The sequence below is a fragment of the Methanococcoides sp. DA23 genome, from assembly GCF_057593895.1.
On sequence record NZ_CM172520.1, the window covers coordinates 2,177,762 to 2,193,948 of the forward strand.

The 16,187-nt window shown below is 46.2% G+C and carries 17 protein-coding genes; 6 read left to right on the plus strand and 11 right to left on the minus strand.

Annotated elements, in window-relative coordinates; translation table 11 throughout:
• From aroD to AC20MK_RS10780, 4 genes are all read left to right on the plus strand, one after another.
• A complete protein-coding gene (aroD, locus tag AC20MK_RS10765) occupies window positions 1-702 on the plus strand; it encodes a type I 3-dehydroquinate dehydratase (protein WP_487355804.1) in 702 nt (233 codons plus the stop codon).
• The gene (gene aroE / locus AC20MK_RS10770) at window positions 699-1,511 is read left to right on the plus strand and encodes a shikimate dehydrogenase (RefSeq protein ID WP_487355805.1); all 813 of its coding nucleotides are present in this window, start codon (window positions 699-701) and stop codon (window positions 1,509-1,511) included. Before aroD ends, aroE begins: the two co-directional genes overlap by 4 nt.
• Window positions 1,508-2,821 (plus strand): prephenate dehydrogenase, encoded by a 1,314-nt coding sequence (locus AC20MK_RS10775; RefSeq protein ID WP_487355806.1) that lies wholly within the window; start codon window positions 1,508-1,510, stop codon window positions 2,819-2,821. The genes aroE and AC20MK_RS10775 overlap by 4 nt, the downstream gene beginning before the upstream one ends.
• Window positions 2,822-2,891: 70 nt before the next feature.
• On the plus strand, window positions 2,892-3,212 hold the full coding sequence (locus AC20MK_RS10780; RefSeq protein ID WP_487355807.1) for a hypothetical protein: 321 nt from the start codon (window positions 2,892-2,894) through the stop codon (window positions 3,210-3,212).
• Window positions 3,213-3,263: 51 nt separating this feature from the next.
• Here AC20MK_RS10780 and tpiA read toward each other — a convergent pair whose 3' ends face one another.
• Window positions 3,264-3,929: a triose-phosphate isomerase gene (gene tpiA, locus AC20MK_RS10785; RefSeq protein WP_487355808.1), complete on the minus strand. Its 666-nt coding sequence runs from the start codon at window positions 3,927-3,929 to the stop codon at window positions 3,264-3,266.
• 43 nt (window positions 3,930-3,972) lie between these two features.
• The gene (locus AC20MK_RS10790; RefSeq protein WP_487355809.1) at window positions 3,973-5,163 is read right to left on the minus strand and encodes a bifunctional 5,6,7,8-tetrahydromethanopterin hydro-lyase/3-hexulose-6-phosphate synthase; all 1,191 of its coding nucleotides are present in this window, start codon (window positions 5,161-5,163) and stop codon (window positions 3,973-3,975) included.
• Between the two features lie 127 nt (window positions 5,164-5,290).
• On the opposite strand from AC20MK_RS10790, the gene AC20MK_RS10795 reads away from it, so the two are divergent.
• Window positions 5,291-6,091 carry a hypothetical protein gene (locus AC20MK_RS10795; protein ID WP_487355810.1) on the plus strand — a complete coding sequence of 267 codons (801 nt, stop codon included), beginning with the start codon at window positions 5,291-5,293 and terminating at the stop codon, window positions 6,089-6,091.
• A gap of 45 nt (window positions 6,092-6,136) precedes the next feature.
• Here the strand turns inward: AC20MK_RS10795 and AC20MK_RS10800 are convergent, their stop codons facing one another.
• From AC20MK_RS10800 to AC20MK_RS10825, 6 genes are all read right to left on the minus strand, one after another.
• Window positions 6,137-6,886, minus strand: a complete 750-nt coding sequence (locus AC20MK_RS10800) for a ParA family protein (RefSeq protein ID WP_487355811.1) — start codon at window positions 6,884-6,886, stop codon at window positions 6,137-6,139.
• Window positions 6,887-7,045: 159 nt separating this feature from the next.
• Window positions 7,046-7,393, minus strand: a complete 348-nt coding sequence (locus AC20MK_RS10805; RefSeq protein ID WP_487355812.1) for a helix-turn-helix domain-containing protein — start codon at window positions 7,391-7,393, stop codon at window positions 7,046-7,048.
• Window positions 7,394-7,546: 153 nt separating this feature from the next.
• The gene (locus AC20MK_RS10810) at window positions 7,547-9,193 is read right to left on the minus strand and encodes a tRNA uridine(34) 5-carboxymethylaminomethyl modification radical SAM/GNAT enzyme Elp3 (RefSeq protein ID WP_487355813.1); all 1,647 of its coding nucleotides are present in this window, start codon (window positions 9,191-9,193) and stop codon (window positions 7,547-7,549) included.
• Between the two features lie 15 nt (window positions 9,194-9,208).
• Window positions 9,209-10,234, minus strand: coding sequence for an AAA family ATPase (locus AC20MK_RS10815; protein ID WP_487355814.1), 1,026 nt, complete (start codon window positions 10,232-10,234; stop codon window positions 9,209-9,211).
• A gap of 21 nt (window positions 10,235-10,255) precedes the next feature.
• Entirely contained in the window at window positions 10,256-11,950 is a 1,695-nt protein-coding gene (locus tag AC20MK_RS10820; protein ID WP_487355815.1) for a preprotein translocase subunit SecD, read from the minus strand.
• Window positions 11,947-12,849: a protein translocase subunit SecF gene (locus AC20MK_RS10825; protein WP_487355816.1), complete on the minus strand. Its 903-nt coding sequence runs from the start codon at window positions 12,847-12,849 to the stop codon at window positions 11,947-11,949. Before AC20MK_RS10825 ends, AC20MK_RS10820 begins: the two co-directional genes overlap by 4 nt.
• Window positions 12,850-12,955: 106 nt before the next feature.
• On the opposite strand from AC20MK_RS10825, the gene AC20MK_RS10830 reads away from it, so the two are divergent.
• Complete coding sequence (locus tag AC20MK_RS10830; protein WP_487355817.1) at window positions 12,956-13,411, plus strand: deoxycytidylate deaminase; 456 nt, start codon at window positions 12,956-12,958, stop codon at window positions 13,409-13,411.
• On the opposite strand, the gene AC20MK_RS10835 is transcribed toward AC20MK_RS10830, so the two are convergent.
• From AC20MK_RS10835 to AC20MK_RS10845, 3 genes are all read right to left on the minus strand, one after another.
• Window positions 13,402-14,163, minus strand: coding sequence for a coenzyme F420-0:L-glutamate ligase (locus AC20MK_RS10835; RefSeq protein WP_487355818.1), 762 nt, complete (start codon window positions 14,161-14,163; stop codon window positions 13,402-13,404). The genes AC20MK_RS10830 and AC20MK_RS10835 overlap by 10 nt on opposite strands.
• Before the next feature lie 176 nt (window positions 14,164-14,339).
• Window positions 14,340-14,801, minus strand: coding sequence for an Hsp20/alpha crystallin family protein (locus AC20MK_RS10840; RefSeq protein ID WP_487355819.1), 462 nt, complete (start codon window positions 14,799-14,801; stop codon window positions 14,340-14,342).
• Window positions 14,802-14,908: 107 nt separating this feature from the next.
• Window positions 14,909-16,114 carry a cofactor-independent phosphoglycerate mutase gene (locus AC20MK_RS10845; RefSeq protein WP_487355820.1) on the minus strand — a complete coding sequence of 402 codons (1,206 nt, stop codon included), beginning with the start codon at window positions 16,112-16,114 and terminating at the stop codon, window positions 14,909-14,911.
• Window positions 16,115-16,187: the final 73 nt, after the last annotated feature.

Sequence of the window (16,187 nt, forward strand, 5' to 3'; positions counted from 1 at the left end):
ATGCTGAAAATAGGGAAGTTCGATCTGGAAGAAAGGGCAGCGATCGTTGCTGCCATCAGCAACGAACCTTTACAACAATCCGAAACCGCAGCCGAAAATGGTGCAGACCTCCTTGAGATAAGGTTCGACCTGCTCGGGATAACTACCTCCAAAGAGGCTGCAGACCTGTTGAGAACGGTCAAAGATATGACCAGTCTTCCATGTATTGCAACCAATAGGTTACAATCCCAGGGTGGAAAATGGGAAGGTACGGAAGAGAGCAGAATTGCCCTGTTGGAAGATATCATGCATCTCACAGATGCCGTGGATATCGAGCTTGAAACAGATGAACAGCTCAGGGACAGGATAGTCAAAAAGGCAAAAGAGGAAAACAAGACCGTCATAATCTCCTCGCACGATTTTGAGAGAACGCCTGACAAAGCCACCCTTAAGGACATCCTTGATAACTCCCACAACGCAGGTGCCCATATTGCAAAGCTTGCAGTGATGCCAGAGAACATGCAGGATGTACTGGACCTGCTGGAAGTGACACTGGAAGTTAAAGATGTCTGCACCATATCCATGGGACAGCTGGGAAAACACACCCGCGTCATTGCCCCCCTCTATGGCTCAAAGCTTACCTATGCAAGCGTATCCGATGCCGTGGCACCTGGGCAATTGAAGGTGGAAGACCTGAAAAAAGCAATGGAGATGGTGGAATGAAGAAGGTATTTGCAGTCCTCGGAGACCCTATCGAACATTCCCTATCACCCATCATGCACAATTCAGCATTCGAAGCCCTGGGCATGGACTGTACCTACCATGCATTCCGAGTTGAGAAGAACGATCTTGAAGATGCACTGCAGGGTGCAAAGGCCATGGGATTCGGAGGATTGAACCTCACAGTACCCCTCAAAGAGACCGCTTTAAGTTTCGTTGATGCAGATCCCCTTGCTGCAAAGATAGGTGCCATAAACACCATTGACTTCAAGGACGGTATCAAAGGGTACAACACTGACGGAATTGGTGCAAAACGAACTATCGAGGATGAAGGTATCGATATTAGGGACAAGAACGTCCTGATCCTCGGAGCAGGCGGTGCTGCAAGGGCCATCGCATTCACATTTGCAGAAGCTGGCGCAAGGGTGAACATTGCCAACCGAACACCTGAACGTGCGATCCAGCTCGCTGCAGAGATAGGGGATGCAAAGGGATACGGGCTCGACATAATTGACAAGGGCCTTGATGAGATAGATATCCTCATCAATACCACCACAGTAGGTTTGGGCTCCCACTCCGATGGAACCCTTGTGACTGCGGAGCAGATGCACTCGGAACTTGCAGTCTTTGATATCGTATACAATCCGCTTATGACAAAACTGTTGCAGGAAGCAGAGACCGCAGGTGCAAGACCGATCACAGGCATTATGATGCTCGTATATCAGGGCGCTGAAGCTTTCCACATATGGACTGGAAGAGAACCACCCATAGAGATCATGAAGAGAACTGTCATGGAGGCATTGGATATATGAAAATGCTGATCATCGGCGGCACAGGAGAGATGGGGAAGTGGTTCACGAAGTTCTTTACTGATCACGGTTACGAAGTTGTGGTCTGGGGTAGCAGCGGAAAGACCGAGATAGCAAAACAAATGGGAGTCGAGTTTGCATCTGACCTTGACAATGCAATAAGGACATCAGATGTGGTGATCATCACCGTACCAATAGACATTACTGCAGATGTGATCAGGGAGACCGCTCCGAAGATGAAGGCGGGAAGCTTGCTGATGGACCTGACCTCCATAAAGGCCGAACCTGTCAGGGCAATGAGAGAAACAGCACCGCAAGGCGTTGAGATCCTCGGTACACACCCCATGTTCGGGCCATCCATTCCCACATTACAGGGACAGATAGTGATAATGAGCCCCACCAAAGGACGCTGTGAAAAGTGGTTCCCCATAATGCGAGACCTCTTCGAGGAAAATGGTGCACACATAGAGATCATCAAGCCTGAGGAACACGATAAGTTTGTCTCTGTCGTTCAGGGTCTGACACATTTTGCATACATAACAATAGGGAACACGTTCAAAAGCCTGGATTTTGATGTTAGCATGTCCCGGCGTTTTATGAGCCCTGTCTATGAGATAATGGTCGATTTCGTTGGCAGGATACTCGGGCAAAATCCATACCTGTACGCCCACATACAGATGCAGAACGAACAGGTGCTAAAGGTCCATGAGACATTCATAAGTGAGTGTAACATCCTCTCTGAGATAGTCAGGGGACAGGACATTGAAGCATTCTGCAACAAGATGACAGAGGCTGCCGCTCATTTCAAGGACACACCCTCAGCGCTTCACAGATCGGACAAGCTCATCAATGCGAAAATATCAGAATTCGAGGAGATGATCGCATCCGTGGGAGAAGAAAGAGGCCTTTTCCATAACTATTCCGGCGTCACACATGTGGGAACTATCAAGAAAGTGACACCAAGAGCAGTAATAATCTCCAAGGGTGGAAAGGACGTAGATCTAAAGATAGAGAATGTCAGACTTTACACCGATAAGGAACTTAAGGATTGGAAAGTGAAAAACCTCTCCCATCCAAAAAGGGATATTTCGGTACTGATACCTGCAGGAGCTGATACATCAGTATTTGAGAAGGTCATCGATAATGATGAAAGGATAGTCACGACCGAGATAATCGATACATATTCAGGCATTTCCGATAACAGATTAAGTGTTACTTTCCGCATCACCATACTTGAAGAGAGCAACGCAGCAAAGATGCAGGTAGATGTTGAAAAACTCCTCTGTGGACTTGGTTGCGAGATACGCGGATGAACCTCTCCTATATATGCTATGAGGACAGAACAAATAGCCACATAAATAGAACAGTACCTACGGTGATTTTTTGAAAACTAATAACAAAGGGCTTAAAGCTGCCAATGTGCTTCCCGGAGGCATCGAAAAGTATCTCCGATTCTACAAGATGGGATTGTTCTTCATTTCCTTATTTGGAATATTCTTGGGAATAGTGGGACTTAATCTTATCATTGTAGAAGGACAATACATTTCTGGATTTTGCCTGTTCGGTGCAGCTCTGCTGATATCACCACCGCCCATAGGGATATCCAATATGGTTGCCCGTAATCTCCATATGGAACTTACAATGGGAATAAAAGTGGGATTCTCCACTCTATTGTTGGCAATCGCAGTATATTTCTACCCATAAAAAAATAAAAAAAATAGTATATAGATGCCTTCCGGCATCACAACTTCTTTTTTAAATAAGACTGACAAGATCTTCAAGCGCAGCTTTTGGATCTTTTGCTTTTACAATGCCTGATGCGAGAAGCACACCAACTGAACCAAGTTCTATTGCGGCCTTAAGGTCCTCCCCTTTGGAGATACCTGCACCACAAAGCACCTTCACTGCCGGATCGATCCTCTCAACTGCTGCCACAGAACCTGTTACAACCTCTGGGTCTGCCTTTGATACAGGGATCCCAGAGCCTATGAGTTCCGGAGGCTCAACTGCAACATAGTCAGGGCCTAATGCCGCTGCAGCTGCTGTTGTTGCAATATTGTTAGTACAGATTATCGTGCGAAGCCCTTCGCCTTTTGCCGCTGTCACAGACGCATCGATGTCAGCAAGTTTCAGTCTGCACTCCGAGTGATTGATAAGCGTACCCACAGCTCCGGCATCCTTTATGCACTTTGCAAAAGCATGTCCGGTAAAACTGCCTGCTCCGACACCATCGAGATGCTGGGAATATACAGGAACATCGACCTGGGATGCAACCCTGTAGATATCACAGAACTGAGGTGCGATAGCGATCTCGATCCCGTTGGCTTCACCGACCTCTTTACAGGCACGAGCTATCCTTACGGCACCTTCTCCGGTACCTTCGAGATATGTCTTTAGGTTCAATACTATCAAAGGTTTCAAACTACCACCCCTAAAAAAAAAGGACGTGCGAAAGATCGCACGCTTAGAAATCGGTCATTATTCTGAACTGGTCGATCTCAGGCTTGTTCAAGCCTTCAATGAACTGGTCAGCTGCCTGCCTGACATCCTTTGCATTGGTGATAGCCCTGCCAACGACAAGGATATCAGCACCTGCTCCAAGTGCATCAGGGATAGTTTCAACACGTACACCGCCAGCGACTGCCACAAGGATCTTGGAAGAACGCTTTGCAGCGATTGCCTTGATACCTTCGATACTGCCCCATGCGTGAGCGGTTCCCTCGATGTCGATAGCACGGTGAAGCTCCACAACATCAGGAAGTACGTCCAGTTGTTCAAGGACAGCTACTGGATCAGGAGTGTTCAATGTGTCCATGACAGCATAGATACCTGTCTTGTGTGCCTCTTCAATTACCTTGTTGAGTGTTGCGATAGGTGCAAGAGCGGATACTACAATAGCATCAGCGGTTGCATCAGCCACCATACGTGCCTCAAGGTTACCTGTGTCGAGGGTCTTAAGATCTGCAACGATGAACGCGTCAGGTCTGACCTCACGTATTTTGGTAATGACATCCACACCATAGCGTTTGATAAGAGGTGTACCTGCTTCCAGTATCAAGTGGTCGCTCTTTGGGAGCTGCTTGATGACATTTAGGATAACAGGAAGGTTTGGATTGTCAAGTGCGACCTGTAAGTATGGAGAATCCCAAAGTCTTGAGACCTTGAATCCCATAATAGCGTGTGCAGCCCTGTCCTTCTCATGAAGAACTGTGTCAATGTCAGGGAAACCGTCAAGTGCGCGTTTAAGTGCCAATTTTGTAGCTCCGTAGTTGTACCTGTAGATACGGTTGTAATCCACTGCCTGCGGGTGAATGAAAACGCTTGCAATAATGACAAGGTCTTCTGCTTTTTCCTTAGGGATCAGTCCTTCTTCCACTGCATCAGCAACTGCCTTTGAAACAGCAGCCTGTGCAGGACCGAATATCTGTGAAGCCTGGTCCATTCCCTTAACGGTCACTTTTGGAACGATAAGAGTGGATGGCTTTGTAGGTAAGTTCGGGCGGATGACAGAAAGAACGGGAGTGTGGCCTGCTGAAAGCTGGGTCATTCCTGTTGCGAATGCCTGTCCTACCGGCCCCTCCTTATCCCCGATCATAAGATCAACGTGTGCGAGCTCTGGTGCCTCGCCAATAAGTGCTTCTCCGATCAACATCATAGTTATCAATCCGCTAAATTGGTATGACTATATATATTAGTTCTGATGGAAAATTTGTAACAGAGCATAAAATATAAAAAAAGTATCCATAATTCATTATATATATTTGTAGAACAAGTAGAACAATGTGAGAATAGATATATATAACAACCTTATCAAGAAAAGGAATCTTACATTACTGTATCTGTTATCCGCAATAGTAGCCACATATTTTGCAAGCTGGCTACCTGATTTTGAGAACCTTATAGGAATAGAAGGTGCCAGAATAAGTTCAGTGGTATCATTTGGTGCACTGAACGGGTTTCTCCTGGGTCCTTTCTGGGGTGCCATCGCATCTTTTGCCGGCATAATGGGACATGTGATAGTAAGGAATCAAAGCCCCGATCTGTTCCATCTCCTCACACCGTTCTTCGTAGCAATGGCTTCCGTTGTGACAGGACTGTGCATTTCAAAAAGGGAGAAAGCTGCAATGGTATTGTTCAGCATACTCATCCTTGCATGGTACATAACCCCAATAGGACGGGAATTATTATACTGGCCGTGGTTCCACATTTTAGTTCTTGGCGGCTTTATACTATTTCACCATAAATATCGTAACAGGACAGGAAATGTATACACATTCATATTTCTACTATTTGCGACCCTGATCGCCATCCTTGCAGACCACCTTGCTGGCAGCATAACAGCGGCAGTTCTCTTTGACCTTCCCCCACAGATGTTCGCATCCGTGGTGACCATATATCCAATCGAGAGGATGACACTTGCATTTGCGGCTGCTGCGATAGTATATCTTTTAATTATTGCTCTCCAGACCACACTAATGGAATCAGAGACATTTCAGGAAAAGGTCGAAGAAAGAAAAATGGATGAGCTGTTCAGTTATGTTGATGATGTAAAAGATATCATCGATAAAGAGAACAGTAAATGATCTTTTTTAAGATAGAGAAACCATATTTGTGATCTTTGTTGATGATCAGGAAGTTATCTTGTCAAGAGATTCCATGACATTGAAAATATTCTTTGAGAATGCATGACCCGGTTCCGTAAGTACCAGGACCTCATTATCACAGCGGACAGCAACATCACACATACAGGGAATAGATGCCAGAACCGGAAGATCGAGATATTTACCTGAAAGGTCAGTAGGATTGTCACTATGACACATATTCTCAATAATATAACAATCCTTATCCAGAGGCATATAGACACCTCCAATGACCTGCTCCATCAACCTCTGCCTGGAAGCCCCCGGCCTACCCACCGAGATGACATAATCTGCAACCGCAATTGCATTGACGGAAGTAAAATCCACACCAGCACCAGTATCCAGAATAACAACATCGATACCGGCATTCGAAAGGTCCTTCTTAGCAGCCATCAAGAGTTTCAATGCTTTCGACTGCCATTTTCGGTCCTTGCTTGAGATCCCACGCACAGCAACAATATCAGGATTAGCATACCCAACATAGAACGCACCTTTGGTACCCAGTTCCTTGCTGACGTCCTTGACCACATCCATGACACCGTATCGCCCTTCAAAGATATCATTGACCCAGTGTTTACCTTCAGGAAGCAGATAATTGAATGAGCTGGGTGCCTTTAGATCAACATCCAGAAGGCATACGCTCTTTCCAACAGATGCATATGCAGATGCAAGATTAATTGCAAACGAGGTTTTACCGGAACCGCCTTTATAAGAATGTATCGCAATTGTCAATGCCATATCCATATCCCTTCGATATTGTAGATCCAATTAGATAAATGATTAAACTTGTATATAAAATAATTCAAAGTTACAATTGATTAATAATAAAGTTTACTTTACTTAAAATGATTTTATAGAAATCACATTACAACCCAATAATCAGAGCGCTGAACTTGATTACTTACCAAGCCCTTCCCCAATACTAAAATATACTTTCCTACCATTCCTGCTCTTTGCAACATGCCCCATTCGTACCAATTGGTTCAGATAATTGCTTTCAACCGCTCTCTCCTTATTGGTTTTCTCCGCAAGCTCGTCCGCCGTAGCCGAACCCAGCTCAAAAAGGGCTGTTGCAGTCGTACGTAAATGGTCTGGCAAAGTGAGCAATGTCATAACATCCAGAACATCTAAGATACCATCATCCGATTCGTGATCAGCTGACCCCTGGATAAGGATACGGTCCAGTTTGCCACTGATCTCACGAAGGAGCCTGATCATTTCTTCAGTTGATGAATTATCGGTCATATGATCCCGCCAATATTATTATTGCATGATGTATATAAAACAAATGAACAATTATACCAATTAAGACATCCTTTAATATAAATGTATTGAAGGCTTACAGTAATACAACGGATTTAAAAAAAAACAAAATGAATGAAAGATATTAGCAACCTTTCACAGCATTTTTGACATATATACACCATCGCGATAATAGCCAAACTTGCGATAATACTGCCTTACACCAATGCCACTGATGATAGAGATCTTTGAGTAACCTGCATCCTTTGCCAGAATTTCTGCATTTTCCAACAGTTCGGCACCATAGCCCTTATGCTGCCAGTCCATACCCTCAGCGCCTTTGCCCACCGGGACCATAGAACCATACACATGAAGTTCCCTCACCAATGCAGCATCCTGCAATTCGTCCCTGTGAGGCGTATTCGGGAACCGAAGACGTAAGAACCCTATCAGAATATCAGTACTTACATCCTCGAACGAAAGGAAATGTTCCTTTCCGCCACAGGAATCATAGGTATCGATGGTAAGCTCTATACTATCAACATCAGGTTCATTCCCTTTGAGGACATTATGACCCACCTCCCTGCAACGTATGCACATACACTTAACACCCCTTGACTCGAGACGTTCCTCTGCAAGCTGTCGTATATTGCTTTTCTTCACACCTGCGAATATCTGAGGGGACGGGATATCCCTCTGTATACGCTGCATACGGACCCACTTAGGCAGAATTGCCTTGATGTCCGCCAGAAGTTCGATGGCATCCTCATCGTCAAGGGCCTCATATTCCCCTCTCGACCACATATCATAGAGTTCAGTACCTTCAGTCACCAGTGTAGGGTAGATCTTAAGATAATCAGGCATGAAATTACTATCCGAGAACAGCTTTTTGAATCCCCGAAGGTCCCTTGCAGAGTCCATTCCCGGAAGATGGGGCATCATATGGAAACCCACCTTCAGTGCACTGTCCCGTAACACCCGGTTCGAATCCACCGAATCCTGAACACTATGCCCCCTCCGCATCCTTTCAAGGACGAAATCATATACACTTTGCACACCGATCTCGACCTTGGTGGCACCCAGCTTGAGCATACGGTCCACCTGATCGGCATTTGTCCAATCCGGCCTTGTCTCAAAGGTTATACCGGTATTACGTACCATGGCGGTCTCGTTGGCCTTCTGGACATCTTCGACAGTCACATAAGGTACGGAATCCCCGATAACATTTGCCTCATCACGCCATTGAGTACCGGAAAAATCGTTCATGGCCTCCAGGCATCTCTTAGTGTACCATTCCTGATAATCGATGGCACGTGAAGAGAACGTACCACCCATGACGATAAGCTCTGCCTTGTCCACATCATGACCTATATGCTTTAACTGGGAAAGCCGGCCAGAGACAATGCGATAGGGATCGTACTCATATTGCATCGCCCTCATCGTGGCAGGTTCCCTGCCCATATAGCTTTGAGGAGAATTGAAAGAGGACTTCGGCCCTCCCGGGCAAGGTATACAGATCCCATGAGGACATTCACAGGGAGATGTCATTGCCGCTATTACCGCCACCCCCGAGATCGTACGAACAGGCTTTCGGCGGAGAAGATCACGAACTATCTTCTGCTCTTCATCCGTTCCTACCCTGATAATATCAGGATGTTTCGGAAGAGTGGACAGCCTGTACTCTTTGCTGACAACCTTCTTCGCTTTGGTCAATTGCTTCTCGTCAGAGATCTCACCGTCAAGCACCATATCCAGCAACTTTCGGCATGCGACCCTGAAATTATCATTAACTTCCGATGTCATAGTCAAAACCAGATATCAATAAAGTTCCGTGACCAACTTCTCCAGATGGATCCGTGGATTCGCGCTGTCGATGACCATGGCATCCGTGTCAGCGATCCTGCAGATGGCCCTTGCGATCTCATCCTCGCCCCTGCCGGAGTCCACGACCACAGAATGTAACTGCTGCAACACCTCATCCCCTGTAAAACCTTCTTCGATAAGAAGCGTATCTATCAGTTTTCGTGCCTTCAGTACATCATGCTCAATGGCAGCATTATGAAGTCCGGTCACATTTATAGACACATCAACTAGCGCTTCCTCATAAAGAACATCACCTGTGATCGTTTTTCCAGGATGGTTCATGACCGCGAACTGAAGGGTCAGAAGAGCTTTGGAAACATTACCACCTGCATAATAAAGCAGAGCATCGTACCCATCATCCGATATAGAGATGCCCTCCTTCTCTGCCACCGATATCACAAATGACCTGAGTGCATCGTCTGGCACATAGGTAAAGAACAGTTCCAGCCCCCTTGAACGCAAAGGAGCTATCAGTTTTGAAGGTTGGGTGGTGGATAATATGAACCTGCAGGTCCGGGTATATTTTTCCATCATGCGCCTTAAAGCATGTTGAGCACTGGATTCCAGAGATTCGACGTTGTCGATGAAGATTATCTTATAATCTGCATCTAATGACCCCATGCCTGCAAATTCATTAACGACTTGCTTGAATATGGAGATAACACTGGAATATATCTTTTTGGGGTCATCGGTACCTATAATGTGAACAAAACGCTTATCCCTCACAAGATAGCGTTTCCCCTGATCAAAGAAATCAGAACCATTGAAATAAGTGAAATTGTTCTCATAGTGTTCCCCATAGAGCTCATATGCCAAAGCGAACGCTGTGGAAGACTTGCCGGAATTCACCGGTCCGTGAAAAACAAGATGAGGGAGGTTGCCCGAATCCACGAGACGGACGAGGGAGTTTACAGACTCCCCATTCCCCACAATATCCTCAAGCTTCTGAGGCCGGTATTTTACAGTCCATAGATCCTTCATTGAACAACCTCCAAACAAACATCATTCTGCTTTGTCAAGGACCACTTTGATCACTTTGCCATATACCGGCCTTGCAATGAGCACACCGATGAGCACACCGACTATTGTGGTGATGGCAAATCCCCTGAGAGCACCGAATCCCATGACCACCAGAGGTGACATGGCAATTGTCGTTGTGGCTGCGGCTGCAAATATTATAGCAAATGCCTTTGCGATCCTTTCCATATAGACCTTAGTGGATGGAAGCTTGCCCTCATACAGAACTTCATCCGTGATTATCACAAGATGGTCGATACCTGTACCGATAACTGCAATAATACCAGCTATCGCCGGAAGGTCGAGCTGCCAGTTAATAGCACCGGCAAATCCGAGGATCATTATGACCTCACAGAGCGAAGTACCCACCATGGGCAACAGGATCTCCTTTTGATGGTATCTCCTGAACACCACTGCAGCCACTGCCAACAATGCGAAAAGCCCTACTAGAACTACCTGCCTCTTGAACTGTGCACCCAATGCAGCATCCACCTGACCAGAACCCATGAGCACGACATTCACAGGCAACGCACCTGCACGTAAATGGATCTGAAGCTGTTCTGCCTGGGCCTTACCATCCTCGTCGATACCCGTGGAAGCCTGCCAGGAATAGATAGGGTGTTCGTTAAGTGCTGAAGCAGCAGAATAGCTCAACGGTGCACCATATACCTCATTGTCGTCCAGATACATGTATAGCAGATGAGAATTAGGATCAGTGATAGCACCGGTCTCAATGGCGATCTTCTGCAAAGCAAAAGCACCATCCTCATCAAGAGTGAAAGGTGTGTTCCAGCTTCCATCCACCTGGGTAACGATACCCACCTTTTCGATGGAATCACCATAAAGCACATGCACACTTTCATTTCCAGTGGTCTGCATGCGTATCTCGAACTTGCCCGGTTTCTCTACGATCTCCTTTGCAGTAGCAAGATCAGTGCCTGCGAAATCGATCAGAATATACTCCTCGCCAACCGTACGCACAGGTATATCCTTAAGACCAAGGGAATTCAGCTTTTCACTGAGGATATCACGGGTCATGTCACGGGTCTCTGTCCTGACACCTTCCCTGAATATCGCAACTCCATCACTTCCTGTAAGGACATTGCCTCCAACCGGAGTCATCAATGTCTGCAATTCTTCCAGAGAGACAGCTGTACGGATCTCGTACTCAACCCCATCCCCAACAAAAAGAGGAACTACCTCAGTATTAAGAGCCTTGGAAAGATATTGCATGATAAGGGTCTGCTTGTTGGTAGAAAGCACGATACTACTTGTATCATCAGAATATGAGATGTCGGACTCCCCAAGACCCAAAAGGTCCATCTGGAGACCAGAGACATATGTACTGGTAGTGAACGTGACAGTATTGCCATCATTGGAATACCCTTCGCCGGAATCCCCTGTAACACTTATGATATCTATAGGAGCATCAATTGCAGACTCCACGATTTCCGTCACCAGCATAGAGATGTCGGCATCCAGTTGAGTAACAGCACCCTGTAACTTGACCTGTATCCAGGAACCGCCTTCAAGATCAAGACCATAATTAAGATCGGTGTTCAACCCCTCTTCAGCAGAGTAGCCAGGACCTATCATCACAACAGAGAGAACTACAGCCGCGATCAGTAACCAGACACGCATATCGTTCTTCAATCCTTTCGGAACTTCCTCTTCCCTCATGCTCTTCGCCTCCTTGGAGCACTGCGGCGAACATGCCACCTCAGAATACCAGTGTTAAGTAGCCATGTGTTCATCAGATCGGCAGCCAGTCCAAATATAAGGACTATAGCAATATCGGAGAGCAGATTTATCTGTGAAACAGAAGAGGTCACCAGATAAGAGAAAGTGGAAACAACATACATCACTACCAACGCAGCAAGCGTGGTAGTGGTCATGGTGATACCGGTATGCATGGCACGCCCGATGTTCTCATCAGGACTGCCCCTTCTCTTAAGAACGCGAGTGGTCAGCAATATATCACTGTCTACCGAATAACCAATGATCATCAACAATGCTGCAACGGTCCCAAGGGACAGCTCTATCCCCACAAGGTTCATAAAACCAATCGCGATAGCAATATCTGAGAATGCGGAGAGCACCACAGCAAGTGACGGCACAGCCGTTCTGAAAATAAGGAACACAACAAGGGCCATGCCTATGAACGAAATACAAAGGGCTATCAAAGCCTGTGTCTGCAATTCCTTACCGTACAATGCACCTATCTGTTTAATCTCCACACTGCTATACTTGGAAGTTATTGCCTTTTCAAGCTCTGACTGAGATCCACTGTCCATCGGTCCGAACTGTAGAATAGCACGGTCCCCGGTCTTACGGGCATCGACAAGGGAATGAGCCGAATATGCTAGCTCAAGGGCTTCTGCAGATTCCTGCGTCTCAAAAGCGATCATCGTTCCGCCTTCAAATTCCATCCCAAGCTTCACCGGTGCTCCGGTAGTTGCAAATACGAACCCCGAAACTAAAAGGGAAAGCACCAACACTGCAAGTGGGATCGCGATCAATTTCTTATCATCGCAACTCCGTACAAAAGAGTCAAGATACTCTGTTAAAATGGCTGCCATTCTTAATGCTCCATTATCAAAAATATGTCACAATATAATAATCGTTACTATTCTCAGAATCATACACTACAACTTATATATACTACTTGCTATTTTCATTTAACACATGACTGAAAGACCTTCCATAGATGAATATTTCCTGGAGATAGCATCAGTTGTCTCAAAACGTTCCACCTGTCTCAGGAACAAGGTCGGTGCCGTCATCGTAAGGAACAAGAGGATACTTGCGACAGGTTATAACGGCGCACCAAGCAATATGGAACATTGTCTTGACATAGGCTGCATAAGGCAGCAGAACAATATCGAATCAGGGACCCGCCATGAGAAATGCAGGGCAGTACATGCGGAACAGAACGCCATCATACAGGCAGCTCTTCACGGAGTCGGCATAGGTGGCGCAACAGTTTACTGCACCCACCAGCCATGCATCCTTTGCGCAAAGATGATAATCAATTCCAATATAACCAAGGTAGTATACAGCACTTCATACCCTGACACCGACACACAGGAATTCTTCAACGCAGCAGGTGTTGAAATGGTGTACATCCCATCTCAGGAATGACGCAGACACTTCAAGCCTTTTCTAATGATATCCTCGCCTTCCCGGCGATACATTTCTTTTACGGACACATCATCACTACTGTAAAGGTCAAGCCCCCTAACAATGACCACGGGGGTCCCACCTGCAGCCTCACCCATCAACAGGTTCGCAGCCGAAGCGACCTCATCAGCCACCGCTTCCTCGGTTATCTCAAGCACTTTCCCGAAAAGGTCCTTCTCGCCCCGCCAGTTCCTGATAGGGTGAACACCATAGACACCCACCGCAACACCGGTCTGCCCGATCTTAAAGGACCGGCCATTCGTATCAGTGATAATTACGCTGACATCCTTGCCGCATAGCTCAGCAACATGCATTCCAATGGCCTTTGCAGACCCATCCGGATCATGCGGCATCTGAAGGAAATAATTATCGTCCACATTGGAATCATCGATACCCGCATTTATACTGACATGACCATTAAGGTTCTCGACAAGCAACACCGGGAATTCAACGAGCTGTTCAACACTGTTGTCAAGCACTACTTGCACGAGTGCAGGATCGGTCCCACACTTTTTTGCCATTGCAACAGCACGTTCGGATGGAGTTATCGCGTCCTTAAGGACCATTGCTGCCTCTGCTTTCGCAACGATGGTAGATGCAATGACGACCACATCATGTGACTCAAGTTGTGTTCGCTCACATATCATGCCCGCAATATTGTCGCCTTCTTTGATTAGCGGTAGATCATCCACAGTAAAAAGTTCCATCTTCAAAATGATACCTCGATCAAGATTGTATCGAAAATAATAATAACATGGTAAATAATACTATCCACATAAACTGTATTGCGGCGATGATGAGAGTTACCCCGACCGAGCAAAATATGACGATAAACTCTGACTGATGCCGCAAACTATCATCGGTGGGTAAAAAAAGAGAGGAAGATCGATCACTCGATCATGATCTTCGTTTTTTCTTCAGCTTTTGTCTTTGGAAGAGTTATGGTCAATACACCATTTTCCAACTTTGCCTTTGCCCCTTCATCCGAGACCACGGATGGAAGAACTGCAGATCTTGAGAAGCTACTATATGTGCGCTCCTTTTGGACGTAGCCTTCCTTTTCAGACTCACTTTCCTTCTTGCACTCTGCATGGATCTCAAGAACATCGTCCCTCACACTGATCTCAACATCCTTTTTATCGATACCGGGAAGATCGGTAGTAACAATAACGTTATTATCTTCTTCCTTGATGTCCATCAAAGGTGCCCTTGTCTTACCTTCGAGCCATCCCCCGAAAGGAGAGACTTCCCTGAATAACTGATTGAGGTGTTCCTGAGTCTGTCTGATCTCATCAAACGGATCCCAGCGTGAAACATCAGAGGGACCCCTACGTGCTAATCCAAATTTCATATATATACCACTCCCATAGTATTTAGGTAATAAAAAGTAGGGTGGGAAGAATAAAAGACTGACGGTCTAAAAAAATGATTTTGAGAAAAGACGAAGCAAGAGACGAGTTACGCCTGCTTTGCCCGCTCCATCATGAGCTGAACGAGGTCACAACCCCGCACAATTCCAAGAGAACCTTTTTTCATAGCATCCTCATCGAAAGTCTCCACAGCATCGACCTCATCCTCAAGTGTGGAATACATCACGAAAGGAACCGGTTCCGAAGTATGGGTCCTGAGAGCTATGGGAGTCGGATGGTCAGGAAGAACAACTATGGTGTAATCCTCATCACTTTCTCTTGCAGCACGAAGGACCGTTCCCACGACCTTCTCATCGAAATCTTCGATCGCCTGCAACTTAGCATCAAGATCGCCCATATGCCCGGCCTCATCCGGAGCTTCCACATGGACCACTACAAAGTCCTTATCTTTCAGAGATGCCATGGCAAATTCCGCCTTACCCACATAATTGGTATCAAGATATCCGGTCGCTCCGGGAACTTCAATAACGTCCAGACCCGCATATATCCCAAGTCCCTTTATAAGGTCCACCGCCGAGATGACCGACCCTGCAAGTCCGTAAAGCTCCTCGAAAGTACGGAAGCTCGGTGCATACCCCTGCCCCCAGAACCACACGGAATTCCCAGGATTCTTACCCTCTGAGATCCTCTTCTCATTTATTTGATGAGATTCCAGTATAGGGATGGATTTATCGATAAGCTTTCCAAGTACATCACTGCCTTCCCCTTTGGGCATATGGTCATCCTTCTTCCCATCGATAACATCATGAGGAGGAGTACAATCCGCATTTGCGCCAAGGCCATTAGATGCAACAAGGAGATGACGGTAGCTGATACCCGGATAGAATTTCAAGCCCTCACTTCCAAGCTCAGCATCCACGGCTTCGATAAGTTCCTTTGCTTCCTCACTTGTGATATGACCGGCGCTGTGGTCAGCAATAAATCCATCCTTGATAGTGATAAGATTACACCTGAATGCCACATCGCTCGCTTCTAAGGGGATACCCATGCTTGCAGCTTCAAGGGGAGCACGTCCCGAATAATACAAAGCCGGGTCATAGCCCATAACGGACATGTTGGCAACATCGCTTCCCGGAGGATAGCCCTCAGGAACATTTATCGCAAGCCCCGCAAGACCGCTCTTTGTCATCTGGTCCATATTAGGAGTGTTTGCTTTCTGCAAGACCGTTCTGCCACCCAACTCTTCCAGCGGATGATCGGCCATCCCATCACCAATGAGAATGATATATTTCAATTATACACCTCTTTTTCATAATAAAAGCCAAAAAGACCAAATGAATGTGTCGATAAAGATATAAACACAATGT

Excerpts from the sequence above, each read along its gene's own strand:
- AC20MK_RS10805 (WP_487355812.1), bottom strand. The coding sequence starts at position 7,393 with ATGACCGATAATTCATCAACTGAAGAAATGATCAGGCTCCTTCGTGAG.
- AC20MK_RS10820 (WP_487355815.1), bottom strand. The coding sequence starts at position 11,950 with ATGAGGGAAGAGGAAGTTCCGAAAGGATTGAAGAACGATATGCGTGTC.
- AC20MK_RS10810 (WP_487355813.1), bottom strand. The coding sequence starts at position 9,193 with ATGACATCGGAAGTTAATGATAATTTCAGGGTCGCATGCCGAAAGTTG.
- AC20MK_RS10825 (WP_487355816.1), bottom strand. The coding sequence starts at position 12,849 with ATGGCAGCCATTTTAACAGAGTATCTTGACTCTTTTGTACGGAGTTGC.
- AC20MK_RS10800 (WP_487355811.1), bottom strand. The coding sequence starts at position 6,886 with ATGGCATTGACAATTGCGATACATTCTTATAAAGGCGGTTCCGGTAAA.
- AC20MK_RS10840 (WP_487355819.1), bottom strand. The coding sequence starts at position 14,801 with ATGAAATTTGGATTAGCACGTAGGGGTCCCTCTGATGTTTCACGCTGG.
- AC20MK_RS10775 (WP_487355806.1), top strand. The coding sequence starts at position 1,508 with ATGAAAATGCTGATCATCGGCGGCACAGGAGAGATGGGGAAGTGGTTC.
- AC20MK_RS10815 (WP_487355814.1), bottom strand. The coding sequence starts at position 10,234 with ATGAAGGATCTATGGACTGTAAAATACCGGCCTCAGAAGCTTGAGGAT.
- AC20MK_RS10830 (WP_487355817.1), top strand. The coding sequence starts at position 12,956 with ATGACTGAAAGACCTTCCATAGATGAATATTTCCTGGAGATAGCATCA.
- AC20MK_RS10790 (WP_487355809.1), bottom strand. The coding sequence starts at position 5,163 with ATGATGTTGATCGGAGAAGCACTTATTGGCGAGGCACCAGAGCTCGCA.
- aroE (WP_487355805.1), top strand. The coding sequence starts at position 699 with ATGAAGAAGGTATTTGCAGTCCTCGGAGACCCTATCGAACATTCCCTA.
- aroD (WP_487355804.1), top strand. The coding sequence starts at position 1 with ATGCTGAAAATAGGGAAGTTCGATCTGGAAGAAAGGGCAGCGATCGTT.